Consider the following 20,443-nt stretch of genomic DNA (forward strand, 5'->3'; position numbering starts at 1 on the left):
CCAGCCGAGTTGCCGGGCAGTCGGGCGAAAGCGGGGCGCGATACGACCGATTGCCCGGCAACTTGCGGTGGGCTCCGCCACCCGGTACAGGGCGTCGGCAGGTGATCTTGAACTTATTTGTCCTATTGAAACATACATAAGGCGACTTGTGTTTGTGTCAATAGGACAGGAACATTAGGCTGGCGCGCATGAACCGAGACCATCTCTACCTGCGACTCGCCGTAGACCTGGCCATCCTCACCGTGCGGGACGGCGTGCTGAACGTGCTCGCGATCGAGCGGGCCAAACCGCCGTTCCAAGACCAGGCCGCCCTGCCCGGCGGCTTCCTGCGCGAAGGAGAGGACCTGGTCCAGGCCGCCTGGCGCGAACTTCGCGAGGAGACCGCACTGGACGGCGAGACTCTGCACCTGGAGCAGTTGGGCATCTTCGGCGCCCCGGACCGCGACCCGCGCGGCCGGGTCGTCAGCGTCGCCTACCTCGCGCTGGCACCGAACCTGCCCGTGCCCACCGCCGGCTCCGACGCCAGCGCGGCCCAGTGGCGCCCCGTGGCCGACGTGACCGGGTGCCTGGCCTTCGACCACGACGAGATCCTGGCGGTCGCGCTCGAACGCGCACGTTCGCGGCTGGAGTTCACGACGCTGGCCACGGCGTTCTGCGACAAGGAATTCACCATGGGCGACCTGCGCGAGGTCTACCAGGTCGTCTGGGGTGAACCGGTGGACCCGCGCAACTTCAGCCGCAAGGTCCTCAACACCGAGGGTTTCGTGGAACCCAGCGGCGGACGCCGGGCCCAGGACACGGGCCGGCCTGCCGCCCTGTACCGGCGCGGCCCCGCCGCCCGCCTCAATCCCCCGATCCTGCGGCACGGCACGGACCGGTCGAGCCTGCCCACGCCGTAGCGCCGCGGGGCACCGCCGGCGCGCGGCGCCACTGGCGAATCAGGCGGCAGGCCGTGCCGGGAGCCCTGGACGCCGAGCACTCGGGCCGGGGCTCCCGGGTGAGTGGTCAGTCGGCCGCGGCGGCCGCGGTCTCCAGGCGCGCGGCGACGGCGGCGCAGAGCTCGCCGACGGTCGAGACGGCCAGCGCCTCAGCCTCGTCGTCGTCGAAGCGCACCCCGTAGCGCTCCTCCACTCGCACCGTGAGCTCGGCCAGGGCCAGCGACTCCAGGTCCGCGCCGGCCGGCCCGAGGGTCGTGTCATCGTCGATGCCCGTGACGTCGTACTTCATCTCGACGAGCGAGTCGAGGACGAACTGGCGGATCTCGTTGGTCATGGGACCTGCTCCCTAACTGATGTGACATGACCGCGGCGTGTCGGAGCCGCATGCCGGCCCGGTCCTCCTTGACCGCGGCCGTCGGTCAGAGCGGTTTGTCCAGATCGAGCTACGTCTCTATTGGACAGAGAACGTACACGGCCGTCGCTGGGAGCGCTACCATGACGATGGTTAGTTTTTCGATCGTTCATACGAAGTCGGCTCGTGCATACGTTTCCATATGGGCATTCACCGTTGCGTGGGCTGCCGGACGGCCCTACGCTGACCTCCGCTCGGACCCCGGCGGCTACAGGAGCCCACCATGATCGAGACCAGGCAGCTGCGCAAGTCGTACCGCAGCAAGGGCCGCGGCGCGACCACCACCGTCGACGCCGTCGCCGGGGTGGACCTGTCGGTCGCCGAGGGCGAGATCTTCGGCTTCCTCGGCCCCAACGGCGCCGGCAAGACCACCACGCTGCGCATGCTGGCGACCCTGCTCACCCCCGACGGGGGCGAGGCCCGCATCGCCGGGGTCGACCTGCTGACCGACCCCGCCGGGGTGCGCCGCCACATCGGCTACGTCGCGCAGGGCGGCGGCACCTGGGACGAGGTCAGCGCCCGCGAGGAACTGGTGCTGCAGGGCCGCATGCACGGCCTGGGCAAGGCCGAGGCCCAGCAGCGCGCCGCCGCCGCGCTGACCGCCTTCCAGCTCGACGAGTACGGCGACCGCTGGTGCAAGACCTACTCCGGCGGCCAGCGCCGCCGCCTCGACGTCGCCCTCGGCGTGGTCCACCGCCCGAAGGTGCTGTTCCTGGACGAGCCGACCGCCGGACTCGACCCCCAGAGCCGCGCCCACATGTGGGACGAGGTCCGCCGCCTGCGCGACGAGGGCATGACGGTCTTCCTCACCACCCACTACCTCGACGAGGCCGACAACCTCTGCGACCGCATCGCGATCATCGACCACGGCCGGATCGTCGCCGAGGGCACCCCGGCGCAGCTCAAGCAGCAGATCTCCGGCGACGTCGTGATGGTGGGCCTGGGCGGCCCCGCCGAGCAGGCCGAGGCGCTGCTGAAGGGCAAGCCGTACGTGCTCGAACTCGAAACCGACGGCCAGACCGGCCTGCGCCTGTACGTCGATGCCGGCGACACCGCGATCCCGCAGGTCATGCGGGAGCTGACCGACCACGGCATCGCGCTGGACACCATCGCGCTGCACCGGCCCAGCCTCGACGACGTATTCCTGACCAAGACCGGCCGCTCGCTGCGCGAGTCCTGAGGAGACACCTGTGCGACTGCTCCGTGACACCTGGCTGCTGTTCCAGCGGCAGCTGCTGCTGATGTGGCGTACCCCCATGTGGTTGTTCTTCGCCATCGCCCAGCCGGTGACCTACCTGTTCCTGTTCACCCCGTTCCTGCAGAAGGCGCTGGCGCCGATGGGCGCGCAGTCGATCTCCGACGTCTACAACATCTACGTGCCCGGCCTGCTGGTGGTGATGTGCTTCTACACCGGCCTGTTCGCGGGGTTCGGGCTGCTGGCCGAGGTGCGCATGGGCATCCTCGAACGCGCCCGGGTCACCCCGGTGAGCCGGTCGGCGCTGCTGCTCGGCCGGGCCGCCCGCGACGTCGCCTCGATGCTGGTCCAGTGCGCGCTCATCACCGCGATCTCGTTCCCGTTCGGGCTCACGGTGCCGCTGCCCAACCTGCTCGTGGCGTACGTGCTGCTCACCGTCATCGGCCTGATGGCCACCGCGATCTCCTACGACATCGCGCTGACCATCAAGAACGAGGGCGCCCTCGGCTCGCTGCTCAACACCATCGGCCAGCCGATCGCGCTGCTGGCCGGGGTGCTGCTGCCGCTGGCGATCGCCCCGACGTGGATCCAGCAGCTCGCGCTGCTCAACCCGTTCTCCTGGGCCACCAACAGCGTCCGGGCCCTGTTCTGGGGGCAGCTGAGCGACCCGGTCATCTGGCAGGGCGCCGCCATCGTGTCAGTCCTCGCGGTGCTGACGGTGGTCCTCTCGACGCGCCTGTACTCCCGCAACATCCGCTGACCAGCCCGTGAACGCGGCCACCGACAGGTAGCGCAGCAGCGGGTCGTAGTCGGCGACCAGGACCTGGCCCGCGTCCGGTTCGGCCGCCAGCTCCCACCACGCGCCCGTGTGCGGGCGGCCCGGCCCGGCCGCCCGCACCGGCAGCGGGGTCAGTCCGCCGGCCGCGGCGGCCAGCCCCGCCCCGAGCACCACCCGCACCCCGTCCCCGGCCGCCGCCACCTGCTCGGCGAGCAGCTCGGCGGCCTGCCCCGGCCCGACGTCCGGATGCTGGGCGAGCGACCGCAGCCGGGTCGGGCCGGTGCGCTCGCACAGCAGCGCCACGGCCGCGGGCCCGTCCGGCACGGCCGCCGACGGCCCGACCGGATACGGCACCGCGGCCTGCTCCACGACCAGCACCAGCGCCCGGTCGCAGCCCCCGCCGCCCAGGTAGTCCCGGGCCAGCCGCAGGCCGGTGAAGGCCGCCGCCGTGCCCTGGTCGCACACCGCGAACGCCAGCGGTCCGCCGGGGCAGACATGGCTCAGGTATGTGGCGGTGGCCCGGCCCGGCCGCAGATCCGGCACGGCGAACGCGAGCACGAGCAGGTTCACCGGCTCGTGCCCGCCGACCGCGGCCGCGATCAGCTCCGCGGCCATCTCGCCGTACGTGTGCCCGGGACCGGCGTCGGTCGCCGCCAGCCCGTACGGAGCGACCAGGTCGGCGGTGAACACGGCCAGGGCGGCCAGGTGCTCCGGCGGCAGGGGCGGCGCGGCGCCGAACGCCTGCCGCCGCACCCGGCTCAGGGCCAGGCCGCCACCGGACGGGGACGGGGTGCCGGCGGTGAACATCAGGCGACCGCGTGGCCGGCCACGTAGTCGGCCAGCGTCGCGACCGTCTGCACGTGCTCCTCGTCGAACTCCTCGACGTCGATCTGGATCTCCAGCTCGTCCTCCAGGGCCAGCAGCAGCTCCAGCGTCGAGGCCGAACCGAGGTCCAGCTCCATCAGGTCGGTCTGCTCCGACACCCCGGGCAGCTCGTGCTTGACGATCCGGGGCAGCAGGCCGCAGATGCTCTCGGCGACCCGCCGGCGCAGCTCGCCGTCGATCTGTGTGGTCAACGTGTCTCCTGTCAGTGTTCGAACACCATGGCTGAGAAGGTCGCGCCCCGGCCCGCGCCGGCCGCGGCGACGACGTACCGGTCCCCCGGGCGCAGCCGGTCCCGCGCCGTCTCGTAGTTGATGAAGGCGTCCGCGCAGAACACGTGCCCGTAGCGGGCGATGTTGTCCAGCACGACCCGGGCGGTCGGCACACCGAGGCGCCGGCACACCTTCTGCCACGAGATGAGGTTCACGTTGTGCGGCAGGATCAGCGCGACGTCGTCCAGGCCGATCCCGGCCCGCTCCACCGCCGCCGCGACCGCCTCGGCGAGGCTGTTCGGGTACTGCCGCTGGAACACCGCCGCCACGTCGGCGTGCTCGCCGTCGAACTCGCCGTGCATGCTGCTCGCGTACGACAGCAGCCGGTCGCGCGGTCCCGTGGCCGCGACCAGGCAGGCCGCGCTGCCCTCGCCGAACACCGACGTCTCCGGCAGCAGCCGCGACTCGGCCGTGAACGTCTTCTCCCCCGCCACCACCAGCGCCAGCGCGTCCGGGTCGGGGTCGCCCGCCAGCAGGCGTCCGGCCGCGTCGATCGCCTGCAACCCCGACGCGCACGCCTGCTGGGTCACCGTGAACGCGACCGCCCGGTCCAGGCCCAGCTTCGCGCACAGCTCGTGCAGCGGGTTGGCCGGATACGGCGCGCCGACCGGGATCGCGCGGGCGTAGACCACGTACCGCACGCGGTGCTCCTGCCCGCGCAGCGCGTCGAGCCGGGTCGCGGCGGCCAGCAGCAGGTCGAGCAGGCTCCCGTCGTCGCGGCGGATCTCGGCCAGCCCGTGGTACCGCTTGAAGATCTTCACGTCCATCGCGGACAGTCCCAGCTGCTCACCCAGCTCCTCGACCGGCACCCGCCGCCGCGGCAGGTACGTCGCCACCGCCGCCAGCGCCGTCACGACGCCACCGCGTCCAGCGCGGCGTCCACGGCCGTCGCCTCCATCCGGCGCAGCAGCTCCGCCGCGGCGGCCCGGCCCAGGTAAGCGGTGTCGATCTGGACCAGGGCGGTCAGCGCGGCCGGATGCGGGTCCACATGGATCATCAGCAGCTGGTGCAGGCCCTCGACCTCCTTCCAGTCCGCGCGGGTGGCGGCCAGCGCGCCGCGGACCGCGCCGCGCGAGGGCGGCGGGCCGACCGCGGTGTCCTCGCCGCGCCGGTCGTTGAACATGCAGCGCAGGTCGAAGGCGACCCCGCGCTCCTGCCCGATCCGCGCCACCTGCGCGTCGCCGTCGCCCGGGGCGTAGTAGGCGTGCTTCTGCGCGGTGAGCAGGCGGCGCCGGGCCGCCCGGACCAGGTCGTCGAAGCCGCCGGTGATCTCCAGGGTGCACAGCCCGAGCTGCGCCATCGGGCCCGCCGCACCGGCCAGCCCGGGGCGGAACCGGTTGTTGACGGTGATCGTCGTCGCGACGTGGTCGACGCCGGTCACCGAGGCCAGGGCGTCGGCGAACGCCGCGTACAGCACGGCGCCGGTCTGCGCGCCGAGCCGGGCGGCCACCGACCGCAGCGCCAGGTGCAGCGCCTCGGAGGAGTAGTTCACCTCCCAGAACCGGCCCGGGTAGCGGTCGCCGCTGTCGCGCGGGGTCGCGGCCGGGAACATCGTCGGGGGCATGACCCGCAGCCGGGTCTCCCAGTACCGCAGCGCGGCCTCGTTCTGCCGCTGCCCGGCCGGGGTCTGCTGGAGCCGGGCCTGGGCCAGCGGTTGCAGGCCGGGCGGGCGGGGCGGCTGCCCGGTGACGGCGTCGCGGTCGCGCAGGTCCTCGAACATGGCCATGGCGCTGGTCGGGTCCGCGACGTGGTGCGCCATGGCGACCACGGCGTGGGTGAGCACCCCCTCGTGGCGGACCAGGGCCCAGCGCATCGGCCACTCGTGCTCGTAGTCGAAGACGTCGGCGGTGTAGCGCAGCGCGACCTGCTCGGCGACCTCGTCGGGGTGGCGGCCGCCGGTGTCGTACACCTCGATCCCGGCCGTCCCGGACCCGTGCACGACCTGGAGGGTGCGCCCGTCCGGGGTGAACTCCAGCAGGGTCCGCATGACCTCGTAGCGGCTCAGGTAGAAGCCGTACTCGTCGACGAACTCGGCCGGGTCGGCACCGGGCGGCAGCGGCCGCACCGCGGTCATGGTCAGCGACACCCCGGAGTCGACCATGCCCTGCCAGACCGACTGCTGGCCCCAGCTCAGCGGGCCGGTCCCGGCCCCGTCGCCCGCGAACGGGACGGGGATGCGCTCGCTTGCCACGATGTCCATCTGCGCGTCTCCTTCGGACTGGTCAGCTGTCGCCGCCGCGCGCCGCGGCGGCGCACACCAGCGCCTGCGCCCGCGCCAGCAGTTCCGCGACCGCCTCGCGGCCGAGGTAGGCCGTGTCGACCTGCACCTGCCCGGCCAGCGCGCCGTCGCGGTCGTCGGCGTGGAAGATCAACCGGTGGTGCAGGTCGTCGACCCGGCGCCAGGTCACGGTGGGTGCCGCCGGGGCGGCCCCGGCCGCAACGGTCCCGGCCGGGTGAGGGCTGTCGTCGCCGCGCCGGTCGTTGTACAGGCAGCGCAGGTCGAACCCGACGCCGCGCTCCCGGCCGACCCGCTCCACCAGCGCGTCGACCTCGTCCTGCACGTAGTAGCCGTACTTCTGGGCCGCGCGCAGCCGGCGCCGGGCCAGCCGCACCAGCTCGTCGAACCCCGGCCCGGCGGACTCCGGCCCGGCCGGGTCCAGGACGCACAGCCCGTGCTGGATCAGGTGCCCGGCCGCCTGGGCGAACCCGGGCCGGAACCGGTTGTTGACCGTGATCATGACCGCGACCGGGCTGACCCCCGTGACGTGCGCCAGCGCGGCCGCGAACGCCGCGAACAGCACCGGCCCCGTGCCGGTGCCGAGCCTGGCGGCGGTGGCCCGCAGCGCCGGGCCCATCGCGGGCGCGGTGAAGTCCGCGTACCAGTAGCGATCCTGCTCCGCGGTCCCGGCCGGGGCGAACACGGTCGGCGGGATGAGCCGCAGCTGCTGCTCCCAGTAGCGCAGCGAGGCCTCGTGCTGCCGCCGGCCGGCCGCGCCCGCCTGCAACCGGGCCTGCTCCAGCGGCGCCATCCCCGGCGGCCGCGGCACCCGGCCGGTGACCGGGTCGCGGTCGCGCAGGTCCTCGAACATGGCCAGCGCGGCGTCGCCGTCGGCGGCGTGGTGCGCGATGGCCAGCACGGCGTGGGTGAGCACCCCCTCGTGGCGCACCAGCGCCATCCGGATCGGCCACTCGTGCTCGTAGTCGAACCGGGCGAAGATGCCCTGCTGTTCCAGGCGCGCGGCGAGCAGCGCCGGGTCCTGGCCGCCGGTGTCGTGGATCTCCAGCTCGGCGGTTCCCGACCGGTGCACCACCTGCCGCACGCCGCCGTCACCGGCCAGGCGCAGCGTGGTCCGCATCGCCTGGTAGCGGCTGAGGTAGAAGCCGAGCTCGGCCGCGAACTCGGCCACGGCCGCCCCGGGCGCCAGCTCACGGACCGCGACCAGCGCCAGCGAGGTCCCGGCCCGGACCATCTGCTGCCACATGGTCTGCTGCGTCCAGGTCAGCGGACCGACCCCGCCGCCCTCGCCCTCGAACGGGACGCGCACCCGCTCCGTCGCCGCGATCGTCATCTCAGGCCGCCGCGCCCGCAGCCGTACCGGGCAGCCGCGCCAACCGGTCGGCCGCCGCCACCGCACCGCCGGCCTGCCGGAACGACGCGGCGACGCGCTGCGCCGCCTGCCGGTACCCGGGCTGGTCGAGGACGGTCAGGACGGCCTCGCGCAGCTGCGGCGCGGTCGACCGGCCGAACCGCACCCGCACCCCGGCCCCCGCCGCGACGACCTGCGCGGCGTTGACCGGCTGGTCGGACGTGATCGGGGCGACCACCAGCGGCACCCCGTGGGCCAGCGCCTCGCAGACGGTGTTCAGGCCCCCGTGGGTGACCACGGCCGACAGGTGCGGCATCAGCTCCAGCATCGGCACCTGCCGGCGTACGAGCACGTGCGGCGGGTACGCGCCGGGCGCGGGCTCCTCCGGCGCCACCACCACGGCCTGGAGCCGGTCGCCCAGCGGCGCGAGCGCGTCCACCACGCGGGCGTGGAAGCCGTCGGCGGTGTCCAGCGCCAGCGTGCCCGCGGTGACCAGCACCCGGGCCCGGTCGGCGGCCAGCCGGTCCCACGGGAAGTCCGCCTGGCCCGGCCGGGCCGACAGCGCCGGTCCGACCAGGACCGCCCGCCCGGCGACAGCCGTTCCCGCAAGCGCCTCGCCCGTGAACGCGAGCACGAGATACGGTGAGAAGCGCAGGTCGTACGGCGGCTCGCCGGGCAGGCCCGCGCCCGTCCACAGCGACGCGAGCACCCCCTCGATCCAGGCCTCGACCTTCGGCAGCCCGGCGAACGGGCGGGCGATCTCCATCGACGTCGGGGCCAGGGTCGCCCACGGCACCCCGGCCCGGTGCGCGGCCAGCGCCCCGGCGATCGCGTGCTGGTCGACCGCCACGGCGTCGGGCCCGAAGTCCGCCACCGCGCGCTGCACCGCGGGCAGCGTGAACCGGGTGTGCGGGACGATGTACCCCTTCCACCGCGACCTCGTGGCGGTCATGCCCCGGTCGCGCAGCTCGCCGCGGTAGAGCGGCAGGCCAGTCGGGTAGACCTGGGCCTGCGGGCCGAGCAGGGGCCGCAGCACCGACTCCACCCCGACCCAGGCCACCTCGTGCCCGCGCCGCGCCAGCTCCTGCGCCACGGCCGCGATCGGGTACACGTGCCCGGTCAGCGGCAGCGAGTGGAACAGGAACCGGCTCACGGCTTCACTGCCGCCACGGCCGCGTAGCGCATGACCCCGTCGGCGTACGCCTGCTTCATCAGCGGGATGGCGTAGAAGAACCGCAGCGCGGCCACGCCCTTGCGCCGGGCGAGCTCACGCAGGAACGAGTGGTCGTGCAGGTCCAGGCGCTCGACCCCGGCGAAGTCGGTGTCCCAGGTGCCGGCCACGTACGGCGCCCAGTCCGCCACCCGCACCTGCGCGAACCCGGCCTCGCGGCACCACCGGTCATAGGCGCCGATCGGCGGCAGGCTCGGGATCGCCTGGCGCTCGTAGATCTCGGCCAGCAGCGCGTCGGCGGCCTCGTCGAGCTCCCCGTCGCGTACGCACCAGGTGCTGACCGCCAGCACGCCGCCCGGCTTCAGCACGCGCAGCGCCTCGGCCAGGAACGCGGTCCGGTCCGGCATGTGCTCCAGGCTCTCCAGCGCCCACACCGCGTCGAAGGTCGCGTCCGGATAGTCGGTGCGCACCGCGTCGAGCTGCCGGAACCCGACCCGGTCGGCCAGGCCCGCCGCGTGCGCGCGCTCGGTGGCCCGGACCACCTGCTGGGAGCTGAGGGTGATCCCCTCGACCCGGCAGCCGTGCTCGCGGGCCAGGTGCAGCGCCGGGCCGCCGATGCCGCAGCCGGCGTCGAGCAGGTGCGCCCCGGCCGGGATCCCGGCGAAGGCGAGCAGCTCGCGTACGGTGCGGTCGGAGGCGGCGTGCCGGTCGGGCCCGTCGTCGGCGGGGCTGCTGCCCAGGTCCCAGTACCCGTGGTGGACGTGCTCGCCCCACAGGCCCTCGTACAGGTCGATCGTACTGTCGTAGTACTGCTCGACCGCCTTGTTCACGTCCTCAGCCACTCGACCTGCGTTCACGCAGCAGCTCCCGACCATCCACATTGGCCAACCGTGATGTCCGCGCCACGGTACGGCACCGCGGTTCGGCTGGGCAATCAACAAACTAACCGAGGGTACGACAGCCGAGCGGTCTCAATAAATACTTCGATCCGTCATTGTGGGAGCGATCCCACGCTGCTAGTGTCCGGCCGACCCCGAGGGCGAAACCTAGGAGAACGGGCTCGTGGCTACCAAGAACATCCGTGCCGCGCTCGTGGCCGACACCGGCCTGGGCGCGGGCAACGTCCTGCCCAGGCTGATCGAGCACGGCGCCGACCCCGACGGCCCCGGCCTGACGTTCGACGTTGACGTCGACGGGCATCCGGCCTGGCAGGACCTCACCCTCGGCGGGCTGCACGAGCGGGTGCTGGCCCGCGCGGCCTGGCTGCACCGCCGCGGCGTACGGCCGCGCGACCTCGTCGCCGTCCACGTCACGTCGTCGGCCGACCTGTTCCTCAGCTTCCTCGCGCTGAGCTGGCTCGGCGCGGTTCCCGCGTTCATGAACCCGCACCTGCCGCCCGACGTCGCCGCCGAATACCTGCGCCGCCTGCGCGGCACCGGCCTGCTCACCGACACCCCCCACCGCGAGCAGCTCACCGGCCACGACCTGGGCATGCCGATCCTCGGCGACGTCGCCGAACTCGGCGGCGCCGACCCGGCCGGGGCCCCGCGCCCGCACCGGCACCACCCCGGCGACCCGATCGCGGTCACCCACTCCTCCGGCACCACCCGGATGCCGACCGCCGTCGTCCACTCGCACGGCACCCTGTTCGCCGCCACCCGGCGCATCCGGCTGTCGGTCCCCGTCGCCCAGGGCACCCAGCGGGTCCTGTCGGCGCTGCCCGCCGCGCACGCCGCCGGCATCGGCGCCATGAACCAGGCCCTGTGCAACCGGGCCGAACTGCTGTGGCTGTCGCGCCAGGACCAGGGCGCCGTCGTGCTCGACGCCATCGAGCGCTGGCGGCCCAACGGCGTCTTCGGCTTCGCCGTCACCTGGGCCGAACTGGCCCGGTTCGACCTGTCCCGCTACGACCTGGACTCGGTCGCGCTGTGGTTCAACACCGGCGACTGCGCCCACGAACCCCACATCCGCCGCCTGGTCGCCGTCGGCAGCCGCGAGGTCGTCACCCGCGACGGCGTCACCCGCGTGCCCGGGTCGAGCTTCATCGACGGCCTCGGCTCCACCGAGATGGGCCACTCCGCGTTCTACATCACCCACCGCAGCGACACCGAACGCTACGGCCGCTGCGTCGGCAAACCCCACGTCTTCGCCGACGTCGCGCTGCTCGACCCGGCCACCGGCGCCGAAGTGCCCGTCGGCCAGGTCGGCCACCTGGGCCTGCGGTCCCCCACCGTCGCCGTCGGCTACTGGAACAACCACGCCGAGTGGTACCGCCACTGGAGCGCGTCGCGCTACCTCACCGGCGACCTGATGTACCGCGACGAGGACGGCTACTACTACCACGTGGACCGCGCCGTCGACGCCGTCGACCTCGGCGGCGGCGACTGGCTCTACACCGCCATGTGCGAGGAGGCCATCCTGGCCCGCTGCCCCGACATCCGCGACGCCACCGTGGTCGCGGCGGCCACCGCCGGGGGCGTCGCCACCGACGTGCTGCTGCAACTGCGCGCCGACGCCGACCCGGCCGCCGACCGGACCGCGCAGGTACGCGCCGCGCTGCCCGTACCCGTGGCCCGGACCCTGCGCAAGGTCGTCGTCGTCACCGACGACGAGATCATCTTCGGGCCGACCGGCAAGGTGCGCAAATTCCTGATGCGCCAGCGGCACCTGGCCGCGGCCTCCGCCGGAGCCGCCGCGTGACCGCCGCCTGGGACTGGGAGGACCCCGCCGCCCTGCAGGCCCGCACCGACGAGTTCATGCAGGACCGCACCGCCGTCGACACCCTCGAACTGGTCGCCGACACCCCGCTGCTGGGCCGCGACCAGCTCGCCGGGCTCGGCATCACCGGCATCGAGTTCGCCGCGCTGAAGACCGCGCACCCCGCCGGGCTGGGCACCGACCTGACCGGGCTGAGCTGCGGCGGCACCGCCACCCGCCGCCCCGGCCTGTACCGGGTCGACGGCCGGAGCTGGTTCACCGAACTCGACATCCGCGAGCCGCTGCCGTTCGAGGACGCCTGCGTCGACTGGGTGTACGCCGAGCACCTGATCGAGCACGTCACCATGACCGAGGCCGTCGCCTGGCTGGCCGAGGTGCGCCGCGTCCTGGCCCCCGGCGGCCTGCTCCGGCTGACCACCCCCGACCTGCGCCGGTATGTCGAGGGGTACCTGCACGGCGACGGGTTCTTCGCCAAGCACCGGGGGCGGATGCGCAAGGCGCTGGGGACGGTCGCCCCGCCGATGCCACAGCGGGGCGCGTTCATGTTCAACCAGCTCTTCTACCTGTACGGCCACCGCTGGATCTACGACCTCGACGAGCTGACCCACGCTCTGGCCCAGGCCGGGTTCGACCCTGACGCGGTCCGGGTCTGCGGCTTCCGGACCGGCAGGCGGCCCGACGTCGCCGACCTCGACCAGATGATCCGCAACGACGAGACGATCTACATCGAGATCGACCGTTAGGTGCCGACCGGGCCGGTGGGCGGTGGCGTGGCCGCCCGCCGGCGGCTCGGCGGTCAGACCTGGACCGGGTCGCGGTAGTTCCCGGCGTACAGCTTGTCGCGGTACTTCGTGTTGCTGTACCACTCCTTCTTGTGGGTGTCGGCGTCGTACTGCGGCGTGCGGAGGACCACCCAGTCGGGCGTCTGGTGCGACCAGTCGTCGTAGCTGGGGATGTAGGTGTTGCCGACGACGGTCTTGCCGCCCCACTCGATGTGGACGTGCGCCTGGATGATGTAGCGCCAGCCGTTGTACCTGTACTCGAACGTCACGTTGAACGTCCCGTCCGTGCCGCCCGGGCGCGGCTGGGAGTCGTAGTAGTGGACCAGCTCCGGGTAGAGCGGCTTGTCGCGGTGCCACGCGTCGAAGATGTTCTGCGCGTCGGCCTCTTTGGGCATCGTGTCCTCCTGGGGGTCGCAGCACAGATGCCACGCCCCGACCCGCTGATACGCCCCGTCCGCTAGCCGACACGGCCACCGCACCGCACCACACCGCGCCGCGCCGCGCCGCCCGCAGCCTGGCCGAGTTGCCGGGCAATGGGGCGTTCGAACGCTCAAGATTCGCCCACCTGCCCGGCAACTCGGCTGATCTTGGATCGCCCGGCCGCCTGCGGAGCGCGGCTGAGGCCGGCGACTCTTGGATCGCCCGGCTGTCTGCGGAGCGCGCGGCTGAGGGCGGCGACCCGGCGAGCGCGCCGGAAGCGCCGAGCGTGGGCCTGGATTCGGTGCTGTCAGGATGATGATCCGAAATCGTGGACGCCAGGTGCGGCTCTGGCGGCACCTGGCGTCCACGATTTCGGATCATGGAGTTCGCGACCGTCCAGATCACGCTCTGCGGTCAGACCGGGCGGCAGCCGCGCGCCGCGCACCCCGGGCGGCAGCCGCGCGCCGCGCATGCGGGGCGCGCGCCGCGCTCCGAAGTTGCCGGGCAATCGGGCGTTCGAACGCTCAAGATACGCCCGATTGCCCGGCAACTTGGATGGTCTTGAAAGCGCCCACCCCGCCTACCCAGCCTGCGGTCGGCCGGGTCGTGGGACAGGAGGCTCAGGGCGGGGTCAGGGCTTGGTCACCTGGCGGATGGCGGCCAGGAGCTGGTCGCGGGTGGGTTGCAGGGCCGCGTCCAGGTCGGGGTTGCAGCCGACCACGGCACCGTCCGGGCGCGTGATCCGCTTCGGCGGCACCGCCAGCGGCATCTCCTCCGCCACCGTCGCCAGGACCTCCGCCGCCACCCCGCACGAACGGCTCGCGTCCTCGATCACCACCAGCCGCCCGGTACGCGCCAGCGACTCCCCCAGCGCCGCCCAGTCGAACGGGTACAGCGTCCGCGGGTCGAACACCTCCACCGACACCTCGCCCGCCAGCGACTCCGCCACCGCCAGCGCATCGTGCACGTGGTGCCCGATCGCCACCACGGTCACGTCGGTGCCCGGCCGGTGGATGCGCGCCGAACCCAGCGGCACCGGCACCAGATCGGCGTAGTCGACGTCCTCGCGCAGCTCCAGCGCCTGCCGGGGCGCGATGAACACCACCGGGTCGTCGTCGCGGATCGCCGAGATCAGCAGCCCGTACGCGTCGGTCGGGGTCGTCGGCATCACCGTCTTCACCCCGGAGTGCACGAACAGGCCGTGCGGCTGGTCGGAGTGCTGCCCGCCCCAGCCCGGCCGCCAGCCCGCGCTCGGCACCAGGTACGTCACCGGCACCCGCGCCTGCCCGCCGCTCATCGCCGAGAACTTGTGCGCCTGGTTGGCGACCTGCTCCAGCACCAGCTGGAGCAGGAACGGGATCGCGAACTCCACCACCGGGCGCCGCCCGGCCAGCGCCGCACCGGTGGCGACGTTGGCCACCCCCTGCTCCGACAGCGGCGTCTCGACGATCCGGTGCGGACCGAACCGGGCCAGCAGCCCCGCCGTCACGAACGTGACCGCCTCGTGCACGTCCTCACCCAGCACGAACACCGACGGGTCGCGCTCCATCTCGTCACCCAGCGCCCGGTTCAGCGCCTTCAGGTACGACAGCTTCGGCATCAGCCCACCACCCCGGCGCGCGGGCGCATCCCGGTCGCGTACAGGTGATCCAGCGCGTCGGCCGGATCAGGCCGGGGACTGTCCTGCGCGAACCGCACCGCCTCGGCGAGCACGTCCTCGACCTCCCGATCGATCCGGTCGCGCACGTCCGGCGGAATCCGGGAGCCCTGCAACGCCACCGGGTCGCGCTCGCGCCAGCGGGCGACCTCCTCCTCGGCCCGGTAGCGCAGCCGCACCCGGTGCTCGAACGTGTGGTGGGCGTCGAACCGGTACGTCACCAGCTCCAGCAGCGTCGGGCCGCCGCCCGAGCGGGCCCGGTCCACGGCCCGCGCGGCCGCCTCGTGCACCGCCTCGGGGTCCATGCCGTCCACGGTCTCGGCCGGGATGCCGAACGCGGCCGCGCGGCCGGTGACCGAACCCGCCATGAACGTGCCGACGGCCTGCGTGGTGGCGTACCCGTTGTTCTCGCACACGAACACGTGCGGCACCTGCCACAGCGCGGCCAGGTTCAGCGACTCCAGCAGCGCACCCTGGTTCATCGCCCCGTCGCCGACGAAGCTGACCACCACCCGGCCCGACCCCTCACGCGCCGCCGCCCAGGCCACCCCGGTGGCGATCGCGGCACCGTGCCCGACCGTGATCGTCGCGCCGTACAGCCCGGCGGCGTAGTCCGACACGTGCAGCGAACCGGCCCGGCCGCCCGCGGTGCCGGTGACCCGCCCGGCCAGCTCGGCCATCACCCGGTCCGGCCGGCACCCCTTGGCCAGCGCGTGGCCGTGGTTGCGGTGGTTGCTCAGGACCACGTCGTCCTCGCTCAGCGTCGCGCACACCCCCGCCGCGACGGCCTCCTGCCCGATGCAGGGATGGATCCCGCCCACCACGACGCCCGCGCGGACAAGCTCGATCGCCTGCTCCTCGAAGCGCCGGATGAGCCTCACCGTACGATAAAGGCGCTCACGAAGCACGCCCATGAGTTTAGATGCTTCCATGTGCCGATCAACGGCCGAACGGGCCATCCGCCCGGACCGGAGCGGGCTCAGTCCCCGACCCGGGAAGCGACATAGAAGGCCAGGTCACCGACGGTCAGGCCGATGATCTGGTCGATCTCCAGGTCCGCGTAGAAGGCCGCCAGGTCGACGTCGGCACCCCAGCGCTGCCGCACCCGGCCGGCCAGCTCGGCAACCTCGATGCTCTCCAGGCGCAGGTCCTGCTCCAGCCGGGTGTCCGCCGTGATCGGCGCCTGCTCGCCCGTCACGGCGGCGAGCATCCCGGCGAGCTCAACGGCGACGCGATCCACGGCCGGGATCGTAGCACCGGCCCACCGGCGGACCACCGTCCGGTACGGACGGTCGCCCACCACCGCCACCGCCGCCCGGAACCCGGCCGGAGCAGGCAGATCCGTGATCCGCACCGGCCCCGGCGCCACGTCGCCGCCCACCGGCACGGCCAGCGACGGCCACAGCCGCCCGCCCAGCGCCTTGACGTACGCCTCCTTGCGCACCCACAGCCGCAGGAACCGGTCCCGGCTGTCGGCCCGCGCGACATACGCCGCCTCGTCCGCCGCGAAATAGCGGGCGGCCGTCCGGACCGGATCCCACCCCGCCACCGACTCCTGCACGTCCACACCCACCGGGCGGTCGGTCCCGACCGCCACCGCCGCCAGCCCGCCCGAACGGGACATGTTCACCGGCGGACCGCCGACCACCTCGGGCTTGCCGTGCTCGCCCCGGCGCCACCGGACGCTTCCCGGAGCGACTCCGAGCCGTGCCGCCACGATGCACCGCATCGCCGCGTGCGCGGCGACGAACCGGCGCCGGTCGGCGGGCAGAGTCAGCGCGGCCGCCCGGGCGCGCTCGGCGTCGTCCAGCACCGACTCCAGGTGGGACAGCACCGGCGCGGCCAGGTCGGCGCACACCAGCCACACCTCCACCGGGTGATCGGGCACCACCGGCACGCGATCACACGCCGGTGCAGGCGGCCGGGTCCAGCGCCGCCCCGACCGTCACCGACTCCATCGCGAGCAGGCACGACCGCAGGTCCGCGGGCGACACGTGCCAGGTGTCACCGCACACCGTCAGCACCAGGCTGTCCGGCACATCCTCCACGTGCACGAACAACCGCTCGAACGGCTCCTTCTGCTGCCGCAGCCAGCGGAAGCCGGAGTCGGCGGCCAGCTCCCGCACCTGCTCGGCCGTCGGCACCGGCCCCGAGCCGTCCCGGAAACGCACCCGGCGGTCGTTGAAGAAGCAGCCGACGTCCAGCGGCTCGCCCCGCTCCCGCTCCACCCGCGCCAGCAGCTCCGCCAGCCCGTCCGGGTCGTAGTAGGCGTACTTGTACGCCGCCGTCGCCCGCTGGCGGGTCCGCCGTACCACCTCGTCGAACCCGGCGCCGGCGACGTCCAGCACGCACAGGCTGGTCTGGTTGACCGGGCTGACGACATCGGCCAGGCCCGGCCGGAACCGGTTGCTCACCACCGCCCGGACCACCGCCGGGCTGATCCCCGTCGTCCGGGCCAGCGCCACCCCGAACGCGGCCAGCAGCACCGCCCCGGTGTCCGCCCCGGTCCGCGCGGCGATCAGCCGGACCGCCAGCCCCATCGCGGGCGAGGTCAGCTCACCCTCCCAGTAGCGCGGCTCCCGGTGGTCGGCCGAACCCGGAAACCGCCGCGCCGGTATCGCCCACAGCAGCCCCTCCCAGTGCCGCATCGACATCTCGTGCTGCCGCAGCCCCGCCGGGGACGCCTGCCATCGCGCCTGCTCCAGCGGTTGCAGCAGGGGCGGCGGCGACCCGGCCGCACCCGTCACCGGATCACGTCCGGCCAGGTCCGACATGATCACCCGGCTGCCGAAACCGTCCGTGACGAGGTGATGGAACACCGCGACCACGTGCGTCGGCACCCCGGCGCTGGTGACCACGGCCATCCGCAGCGGCCACTCGGCGGCGTAGTCGTAGGCCGTGTCGCAGAAGCGCCGCCGCACCCGCTCGCCGACCTCGGCCGGGTCGTCCGCACCGGCCTCGACCACCTCCAGGGCGGTCTCCCCCGACGCCGCGATCACCTGCGTCGGCCGGCCGTCGGCGTCGAAGCACAGCCGGGTCCGCATCGACTGGTGGCGGCCCATGTTGAATCGCAGCTCGGCCGCCATGTCGTCGAGCGTCGTGCCCTGCGGCAGCGGCAGGCAGCCGCCGACCGGCAGCGCCGACTGCTGGCTCCGCATAGCCGCCCAGATCTCGCGCTGGCCCCAGGACAGCTCGCCCGCGCCGGACCCCTCGCCCTGGAAGGACACCATGATCCGGGTCACGGCGGTCATACCCCGACACCTTCCCCCGACCGATCGATCGGCGTGCGCGAATGCTGCCACACCATACTCGGTCGGATCGGTCCGCGACCGGACGGGAGCGCCTCAGGGGCGCCCGCCCTCCTGCCTCCGTCGGGGCTGCGTGTCTCGGTCGGCGAGGACGTCGCCTTCCTTCTTCATCGGCCGGCAGAGGTTGCCCGCCGACGGACTGAACACGGCGCGCGACATCGGCGGCACCAGCGGTCAGCCGGGAACCGGAATCTGGCACAGGACCGCGAAGGTGAGCCGCGTGCCCGGATCGGCGGCCGCGTCCGGCCACTGGGCGCCGTAGACCACACCGGGCGGCTGTACCTGCCAGCCCGCCAGCAGATCCAGAAGCTCTCCCCGGGTACGCAGCACAGCCTGGCCGCTGGTCCGCCGGTAACCCGCCTCGATCTGTTCGACGGGGTTCGCAGTCTCGCGGGCGCCGTGTGAAACAGCCAGGCAGCTGCCCTCGGCGAGCCGTTTGCGCAACGACGTGAGCAGGCCGGCCGGATCGTCCTCGTCGCCGACGAAGTTCAGCACGGCCAGCATGAGCACCCCCACGGGCTGCGAGAGGTCGAGCCCGCAGCGGTCGAGGATGTCGACCGGCTCCCGCACGTCGCCGAGCAGGCACGTCGCGCCGTCGACCGCGGCCAGCAGCGTCTGGCTGCGTTCCACCACGTAGGGGTCGTAATCGACGTAGACCACCCGTGTGCCGGGCGGCGCGATCTCGTGCACGTTGCGCCGCGTCGGCAGGCCGCTGCCGATGTCCAGGAACTGGCGGATGCCCGCCTCAGCGAGCCGGGTGACGACCCGGTCCAGGAACTGCCGGTTCTCCCGCACGGCGATCCGCACCTGCGGCACGGCCGCGAGCACCTGTTCGGCGGCGGCCTGATCGACCGGAGTGGCCTCGGTGCCGCCGAGGTAGTAGTCGTACATCCTGGCCACGTTCGGGATGTCCATGGACGTCGATGTTAAGGCATCGATGTCTGCGTAGGTGGGGCCTTCAGGTACGGCGGTACCTGCCGAAGCCGCCGTCGCGAAGGCCCCACCTAGTCTTTCCACCGGTCAGGGCACTAGCTGGCGATGTAGTAGGGGTCGCCGTAGACGTGCCAGCTCAGCGGCGGGTCGAGGTCGAGGTTGCCCTGCTGCAGGAAGACCCGCTGCTCGGTGTCGACCCGGCTGGTGTCACTGTGCGCCTCCTCGGCGAGCATGGCCACCCGGCGCGCGTCGAGGAACGCGTTGAGGTAGGTCGTCTCGTTCCCGCCCTGCGACGGCGGCTTGGCCTTCTTCAGCGCGTTGGCGCGGATGCTGCTGAAGCTCTCGGGGTCGCCGCCGTCGCCATGCATGACGATCGCGTCGTAGTAGATGAACTGCCCCAGCGCGCGCAGACCGTCGGACTTGGCCCGCGAGACGGCCGGGTTGAAGTACACCCGGTCGCGCTCGTCGTCCTGGGCCTTCTTGAATGCCGCGTCCTGTGCCGCGCGCGCCCAGTCCGCCGGGAAGTTCGGGTCCAGGCCCGAGTGCGAGGACGTGCCGTCCACGGCGCGCAGTGCCGGCAGATACTTGGCGAGCACGTTGTTCGGCACCCGGCTGGTGTACAGCTCGACGAGGTCGAGCATGTCACCGGTACCCGAGCAGAATCCGATGATCCCGGCGGTGTAGCCGCGCCCATCCCCGATGTCCTCGATGTATGCGTACTGTGCCCGCCAGTTCAGCGAGGAGTTCTCCGCGCTGGACACGAGCTGCATCGCGATGTCCTTCTTGTGCGGGTCGGTCAGGTCGACGCGCCCGGTCGGTGACGGCGACGGCGACGGAGCGCCGGTCGGCGAGGATGTGCTGCTCGGTGACGGCGCCGGGCCTCCCGAACCGTAGACCTGGAACTCGAACAGCGAGTAGCCGTACGACGTGCCCCGGGCGGTGCCGTACATGCGCACGTAGCGGCCGGTGCCGGACAGGCCCGTGAGGTCGTCGGCGGCGCCGTTGCCGGTGCTGGTCGAATAGATGGTCGTCCAGCTGGCGGCGTCCGGCGAGGTCTGGATCTGGTAGGTCTTGCCGTAGGCGGCCTCCCAGTTCAGGAGAACCCGGGTGATGGAGTACGACGCCCCGAGGTCCAGCCGGATCCATTCCGGATCGTGACCCTCGGCCGAGGCCCAGCGGGTGGTGGAGCTGCCGTCGACGGCCTTGGCCGCGCCGAACGTGGAAGCCTCGACCGACGAGGCGGTCGCCGGTTTTCCCTGGGAGAGCAGCGTCTCGGCGGCGGCGGCGGGGTTCATGGTGATCAGCGGCGTGATGACCGCGAGCACCCCTGCCACAGCAGCGAGGGCGGCCTTCCGTGGAGAAATCTTCACGTCAGATCTCCGATCTCGAA

Annotated in this window: 20 protein-coding genes; 5 read left to right on the top strand and 15 right to left on the bottom strand. The window is 73.0% G+C overall.

The genetic code is table 11. The features are described 5' to 3' along the window. The first annotated feature begins 188 nt into the window (after positions 1 to 188). Entirely contained in the window at positions 189 to 899 is a 711-nt protein-coding gene (locus tag Cs7R123_RS25080; protein WP_212830164.1) for an NUDIX domain-containing protein, read from the top strand. A 106-nt stretch (positions 900 to 1,005) separates the two neighbouring features. Here Cs7R123_RS25080 and Cs7R123_RS25085 read toward each other — a convergent pair whose 3' ends face one another. After that, positions 1,006 to 1,272, bottom strand: a complete 267-nt coding sequence (locus tag Cs7R123_RS25085) for an acyl carrier protein (protein ID WP_212830165.1) — start codon at positions 1,270 to 1,272, stop codon at positions 1,006 to 1,008. Positions 1,273 to 1,573: 301 nt separating this feature from the next. Between Cs7R123_RS25085 and Cs7R123_RS25090 the strand changes: the two genes are divergently transcribed. Continuing rightward, on the top strand, positions 1,574 to 2,530 hold the full coding sequence (locus Cs7R123_RS25090; protein WP_212830166.1) for an ATP-binding cassette domain-containing protein: 957 nt from the start codon (positions 1,574 to 1,576) through the stop codon (positions 2,528 to 2,530). 10 nt (positions 2,531 to 2,540) lie between these two features. Beyond that, positions 2,541 to 3,305: an ABC transporter permease gene (locus tag Cs7R123_RS25095; protein WP_212830167.1), complete on the top strand. Its 765-nt coding sequence runs from the start codon at positions 2,541 to 2,543 to the stop codon at positions 3,303 to 3,305. Here the strand turns inward: Cs7R123_RS25095 and Cs7R123_RS25100 are convergent. The 7 genes from Cs7R123_RS25100 to Cs7R123_RS25130 are packed head-to-tail and all read right to left on the bottom strand — an operon-like array spanning position 3,243 to position 10,077. Next, complete coding sequence (locus tag Cs7R123_RS25100; RefSeq protein ID WP_212830168.1) at positions 3,243 to 4,130, bottom strand: 2-hydroxy-acid oxidase; 888 nt, start codon at positions 4,128 to 4,130, stop codon at positions 3,243 to 3,245. The two genes, Cs7R123_RS25095 and Cs7R123_RS25100, sit on opposite strands and share 63 nt — an antisense overlap. Beyond that, on the bottom strand, positions 4,130 to 4,399 hold the full coding sequence (locus tag Cs7R123_RS25105) for a phosphopantetheine-binding protein (RefSeq protein ID WP_212830169.1): 270 nt from the start codon (positions 4,397 to 4,399) through the stop codon (positions 4,130 to 4,132). Before Cs7R123_RS25105 ends, Cs7R123_RS25100 begins: the two co-directional genes overlap by 1 nt. An 11-nt stretch (positions 4,400 to 4,410) precedes the next feature. After that, complete coding sequence (locus Cs7R123_RS25110; protein ID WP_212830170.1) at positions 4,411 to 5,331, bottom strand: 3-oxoacyl-[acyl-carrier-protein] synthase III C-terminal domain-containing protein; 921 nt, start codon at positions 5,329 to 5,331, stop codon at positions 4,411 to 4,413. Continuing rightward, positions 5,328 to 6,677: a condensation domain-containing protein gene (locus Cs7R123_RS25115; RefSeq protein ID WP_212830171.1), complete on the bottom strand. Its 1,350-nt coding sequence runs from the start codon at positions 6,675 to 6,677 to the stop codon at positions 5,328 to 5,330. Before Cs7R123_RS25115 ends, Cs7R123_RS25110 begins: the two co-directional genes overlap by 4 nt. A gap of 22 nt (positions 6,678 to 6,699) precedes the next feature. Continuing rightward, the gene (locus tag Cs7R123_RS25120) at positions 6,700 to 8,046 is read right to left on the bottom strand and encodes a condensation domain-containing protein (RefSeq protein ID WP_212830172.1); all 1,347 of its coding nucleotides are present in this window, start codon (positions 8,044 to 8,046) and stop codon (positions 6,700 to 6,702) included. Position 8,047: 1 nt separating this feature from the next. Beyond that, the gene (locus tag Cs7R123_RS25125) at positions 8,048 to 9,217 is read right to left on the bottom strand and encodes a glycosyltransferase (RefSeq protein WP_212830173.1); all 1,170 of its coding nucleotides are present in this window, start codon (positions 9,215 to 9,217) and stop codon (positions 8,048 to 8,050) included. Next, positions 9,214 to 10,077, bottom strand: a complete 864-nt coding sequence (locus Cs7R123_RS25130) for a methyltransferase domain-containing protein (protein WP_244872123.1) — start codon at positions 10,075 to 10,077, stop codon at positions 9,214 to 9,216. The genes Cs7R123_RS25125 and Cs7R123_RS25130 overlap by 4 nt, the downstream gene beginning before the upstream one ends. A 220-nt stretch (positions 10,078 to 10,297) precedes the next feature. On the opposite strand from Cs7R123_RS25130, the gene Cs7R123_RS25135 reads away from it, so the two are divergent. Then, the gene (locus tag Cs7R123_RS25135; RefSeq protein ID WP_212830174.1) at positions 10,298 to 11,935 is read left to right on the top strand and encodes a class I adenylate-forming enzyme family protein; all 1,638 of its coding nucleotides are present in this window, start codon (positions 10,298 to 10,300) and stop codon (positions 11,933 to 11,935) included. Beyond that, positions 11,932 to 12,696 carry a methyltransferase domain-containing protein gene (locus tag Cs7R123_RS25140; RefSeq protein ID WP_244872124.1) on the top strand — a complete coding sequence of 255 codons (765 nt, stop codon included), beginning with the start codon at positions 11,932 to 11,934 and terminating at the stop codon, positions 12,694 to 12,696. The genes Cs7R123_RS25135 and Cs7R123_RS25140 overlap by 4 nt, the downstream gene beginning before the upstream one ends. Positions 12,697 to 12,749: 53 nt before the next feature. Here the strand turns inward: Cs7R123_RS25140 and Cs7R123_RS25145 are convergent, their stop codons facing one another. The 7 genes from Cs7R123_RS25145 to Cs7R123_RS25175 all read right to left on the bottom strand — a co-directional run bounded on the left by Cs7R123_RS25145 (position 12,750) and on the right by Cs7R123_RS25175 (position 20,387). After that, entirely contained in the window at positions 12,750 to 13,130 is a 381-nt protein-coding gene (locus tag Cs7R123_RS25145; protein WP_212830175.1) for a hypothetical protein, read from the bottom strand. 656 nt (positions 13,131 to 13,786) lie between these two features. Next, positions 13,787 to 14,755, bottom strand: a complete 969-nt coding sequence (locus Cs7R123_RS25150; protein WP_212830176.1) for an alpha-ketoacid dehydrogenase subunit beta — start codon at positions 14,753 to 14,755, stop codon at positions 13,787 to 13,789. Continuing rightward, positions 14,755 to 15,726, bottom strand: coding sequence for a thiamine pyrophosphate-dependent dehydrogenase E1 component subunit alpha (locus Cs7R123_RS25155; protein WP_212830177.1), 972 nt, complete (start codon positions 15,724 to 15,726; stop codon positions 14,755 to 14,757). Before Cs7R123_RS25155 ends, Cs7R123_RS25150 begins: the two co-directional genes overlap by 1 nt. Positions 15,727 to 15,791: 65 nt before the next feature. Then, positions 15,792 to 16,700 (bottom strand): 4'-phosphopantetheinyl transferase superfamily protein, encoded by a 909-nt coding sequence (locus tag Cs7R123_RS25160; RefSeq protein WP_212830178.1) that lies wholly within the window; start codon positions 16,698 to 16,700, stop codon positions 15,792 to 15,794. A 13-nt stretch (positions 16,701 to 16,713) separates the two neighbouring features. Further along, positions 16,714 to 18,063, bottom strand: coding sequence for a condensation domain-containing protein (locus Cs7R123_RS25165; RefSeq protein ID WP_212830179.1), 1,350 nt, complete (start codon positions 18,061 to 18,063; stop codon positions 16,714 to 16,716). A 231-nt stretch (positions 18,064 to 18,294) separates the two neighbouring features. Beyond that, positions 18,295 to 19,035 carry an SAM-dependent methyltransferase gene (locus Cs7R123_RS25170; RefSeq protein WP_212830180.1) on the bottom strand — a complete coding sequence of 247 codons (741 nt, stop codon included), beginning with the start codon at positions 19,033 to 19,035 and terminating at the stop codon, positions 18,295 to 18,297. Between the two features lie 113 nt (positions 19,036 to 19,148). Next, complete coding sequence (locus Cs7R123_RS25175; protein WP_244872126.1) at positions 19,149 to 20,387, bottom strand: chitosanase; 1,239 nt, start codon at positions 20,385 to 20,387, stop codon at positions 19,149 to 19,151. Between the last annotated feature and the right edge of the window lie 56 nt (positions 20,388 to 20,443).

The organism is Catellatospora sp. TT07R-123, assembly GCF_018327705.1.
In the GTDB taxonomy this organism is placed as follows: Bacteria; Actinomycetota; Actinomycetes; order Mycobacteriales; family Micromonosporaceae; genus Catellatospora.